Origin of the sequence: Hydrocoleum sp. CS-953 (genome assembly GCF_002260545.1) — a bacterium.
Classification (GTDB): Bacteria; Cyanobacteriota; Cyanobacteriia; order Cyanobacteriales; family Microcoleaceae; genus Trichodesmium.
Genome location: NZ_LGSU01000434.1, coordinates 1 through 3,106 on the forward strand (window position 1 = coordinate 1; position 3,106 = coordinate 3,106).

Consider the following 3,106-nt stretch of genomic DNA (forward strand, 5'->3'; position numbering starts at 1 on the left):
ATACTATAACATAATTTGGAGCTATGACTTTAACTTTTTTACCCAAACAATAAACCGGGTTTATTGCCCTAATATTGTTGCTAAAATCATAAATTCTATAAACCCGGTTTATGAACCTGAAAATTGCTATAATCAAGAAAAAAATTAGGAGAAATTATGATGAATTTTAATTTAACTAATCAAGCCGAAAATTATACTAACTCTTTGATTAAAATTAACCACTTTTCTAGCTCTTTATTTTGATCATAATTTTCCGAATTTTCCTCTGTTTTTTGTTCGGTGAGCTGACTTGTCTTTTTTGGCTCAAGGTCAGCACTAAGTTGAGGGTTAGGCTGAACATTTACTTGGGCAAAGATTAGACTATTAACTTGCTTAGTGCCTGGATATACTGGAAAAAAACTTGTCACTATTATAAGGTAAAGAACTAGACAAGACAGCTATTTTCAGCACAGCTAATAAGGTCTGTTTAGGTAGTTTAACCAGAAATTAGAATACCCAAAAAGAGAATTTTTAAATGTCTATTATAGCAATTATTGATTGTAGATGAATGGGTACAAAGCGATCGCCTGTTTATTATGATATTCAAAGTCACTCTAACTAGGGTATCCTAAATAAAAGTCACTAACTTTAACAAATCAATTTTCAATGACTATCTCAACTCCAAACACCCCTAAACACAAGAAAGCTAAAGCTCTCAGACCAGGTGCCCGTCGTCCTGCTAAAGAACTCTGTAGCGAATGTGGTTTGTGCGATACATATTATATCCATTATGTCAAGGATGCCTGTGCATTTCTTAATCAACAATTCGACAACCTTGAACAACAAACTCACGGACGCACTCGCAACCTGGATCGGGAAAATGAAACCTATTTTGGCGTTCATCAAGATATGATGGCAGCTCGGAAAAAACAACCTATTGAAGGCGCACAATGGACTGGTATTGTAAGTACGATCGCCTGTGAAATGCTCAATCAAGGTATTGTAGAGGGTGTAGTCTGCGTGCAAAATACCAAGGAAGACCGCTTTCAACCAATGCCAGTTATTGCTCGTACTCCAGAGGAAGTATTGGCAGCAAAAGTTAATAAACCGACTCTTTCTCCTAATCTTTCAGTATTAGAAGAAATTGAAAAATCTGGCATGAAAAAATTATTAGTAATAGGGGTTGGTTGTCAGATTCAAGCATTACGAGCTGTGGAAAAACAATTAGGTTTAGAAAAGCTCTATGTTTTGGGAACTCCTTGTGTGGATAATGTGACAAGAGAGGGTTTGCAAAAGTTCTTGGAAACTACAAGTAAGTCACCAGAAACTGTTGTTCATTATGAATTTATGCAAGATTTTAGAGTACATTTTAAACATGAGGATGGAACGATAGAAAAAGTACCGTTTTTTGGTTTAAATACTAAAAAGCTGAAAGATATTTTTGCTCCTTCTTGTCTGAGTTGTTTTGACTATGTAAATGGTTTGGCAGATTTAGTAGTAGGATATATGGGAGCTACTTTTGGTTGGCAGTGGATTACTGTTAGAAATGAGACGGGAAAAGAGATGTTAGATTTGGTGATGAATCAATTAGATACTCAACCTGTTATATCTCAGGGAGATAGACATCAAGCTGTTCAACAAAGTATTCCAGCTTATGACCAAGCTGTAACTTTACCAATGTGGGCCGCAAAATTAATGGGAGTTGTAATTGAAAGAATTGGTCCTAAAGGTTTGGAATATGGGCGGTTTTCTATTGATTCCCATTTCACAAGAAATTATCTCTATGTAAAGCGGAATCATCCAGAAAAATTAGAGGCTCATGTGCCAGAGTTTGCTAAGAAAATTGTCGGGCAATATAAGTTGCCAGAATAATTTTTTGGTGTAGGGTTTTGAGGTAATATTTTCCCAATATCTCTACACAGTAGGGGCAAATGGTTATTTGCCCCTACAGGGTTTTGGTTTTCAACAATTAATAATTAATAATTAATAATTACCTCTTGTTAAAACTGAGAGATAGTACGCAAGTACGGAAATATTATTTCATTATCCATTATTCATTATTAATTAATTTCAAACCCGCCCTAATGCACACCCATTTAGATGTGTCACACCAGTAAGGCTTGAGCAATAAGATATATGGGCTAAATTCCTACTACTGGACTGACACAGCTAAAACTGTGCATTAGGGAGTAGGGGAGTGGGGGAGTAAGGTAGGGNCGTCCGTACGGGAGAAGGACTGTTGTTGGGTTTTGTTCCTCAACCCAACCTACATTTATTGCACCATTTAAGGTGTGTCAGTCTACTACAAGCTTTAATTATAACTATTCAACCGGAAGTGATATTTCTAACTGTACGTTGTCTATCCGACAACTCCCCTATCTGAAATTCTGACTTCTACTTCCTAACTAATGTATAGCAATGCTACCAGATTTGATATTATCCCAATCTTGATTATGATTAAAATTTCTCCCAATATTCAAAAGTTTTTCCCTGGGTTAAAAAGGCTGAAAGTTGTCATCCTGCTATTCGTCTTGTTTGTAATTCCCACATCAGTTATAGCTCAAGAAAAAAATCGGATACAATTACGCATTGAGTTCGATGTCAATAGGAAAGGAAAGCCGACTAATTTAGAAGTTATTGAAAGTAGTGGCAACGAAAAGTTCGATCAGGCAACTTTAAAGGCAATAGAAAGAATGCGCTTTAAGGAATCGGATGATACTCGAAAAGGAATATGGGCTGACATAAATGTTGAATTTAATGGATTAAACCCCTACGTTTATCCGCCAGAGATGATTGAAAAATTCGTCGATAGTTGTAGCGACGGACAACAGAAAAAGGAGTTTTGTGTTTGTATGATCGAACAAGCTCAAAAACAATATCCCTTAGAAGCTTTTTTAGAAATTTCTTTTCAGATATTTCAAGGTAATGTTTCTGCTGAGGGCAAAGAATTTTTTCAAGACCTTATATATCCTTGTATAACAAAATTTCCCATAGAATAATTTTTACCTTCTACTCCAGCACCGAGAGATAATTATAGTATCAAATAGCTTAATTTTTACTGCCAAATAATTTATTACCATAAGCATTGAATTGAATGTTAATATCTGTACCTTATATACTTGGAATC

The 3,106-nt window shown here is 35.5% G+C and carries 3 protein-coding genes; 2 read left to right on the forward strand and 1 reads right to left on the reverse strand.

Annotation, left to right across the window (positions count from 1 at the left end; genetic code table 11):
• Nucleotides 1–191: 191 nt before the first annotated feature.
• Complete coding sequence (locus AFK68_RS04295; RefSeq protein ID WP_094671736.1) at nt 192–407, reverse strand: hypothetical protein; 216 nt, start codon at nt 405–407, stop codon at nt 192–194.
• A gap of 238 nt (nt 408–645) precedes the next feature.
• Here AFK68_RS04295 and AFK68_RS04300 point away from each other — a divergent pair, with 238 nt between their 5' ends.
• Nucleotides 646–1,851, forward strand: coding sequence for a Coenzyme F420 hydrogenase/dehydrogenase, beta subunit C-terminal domain (locus tag AFK68_RS04300; RefSeq protein ID WP_210407220.1), 1,206 nt, complete (start codon nt 646–648; stop codon nt 1,849–1,851).
• 581 nt (nt 1,852–2,432) lie between these two features.
• Entirely contained in the window at nt 2,433–2,978 is a 546-nt protein-coding gene (locus tag AFK68_RS04305; protein WP_168186318.1) for an energy transducer TonB, read from the forward strand.
• The last annotated feature ends 128 nt before the right edge of the window (nt 2,979–3,106 follow it).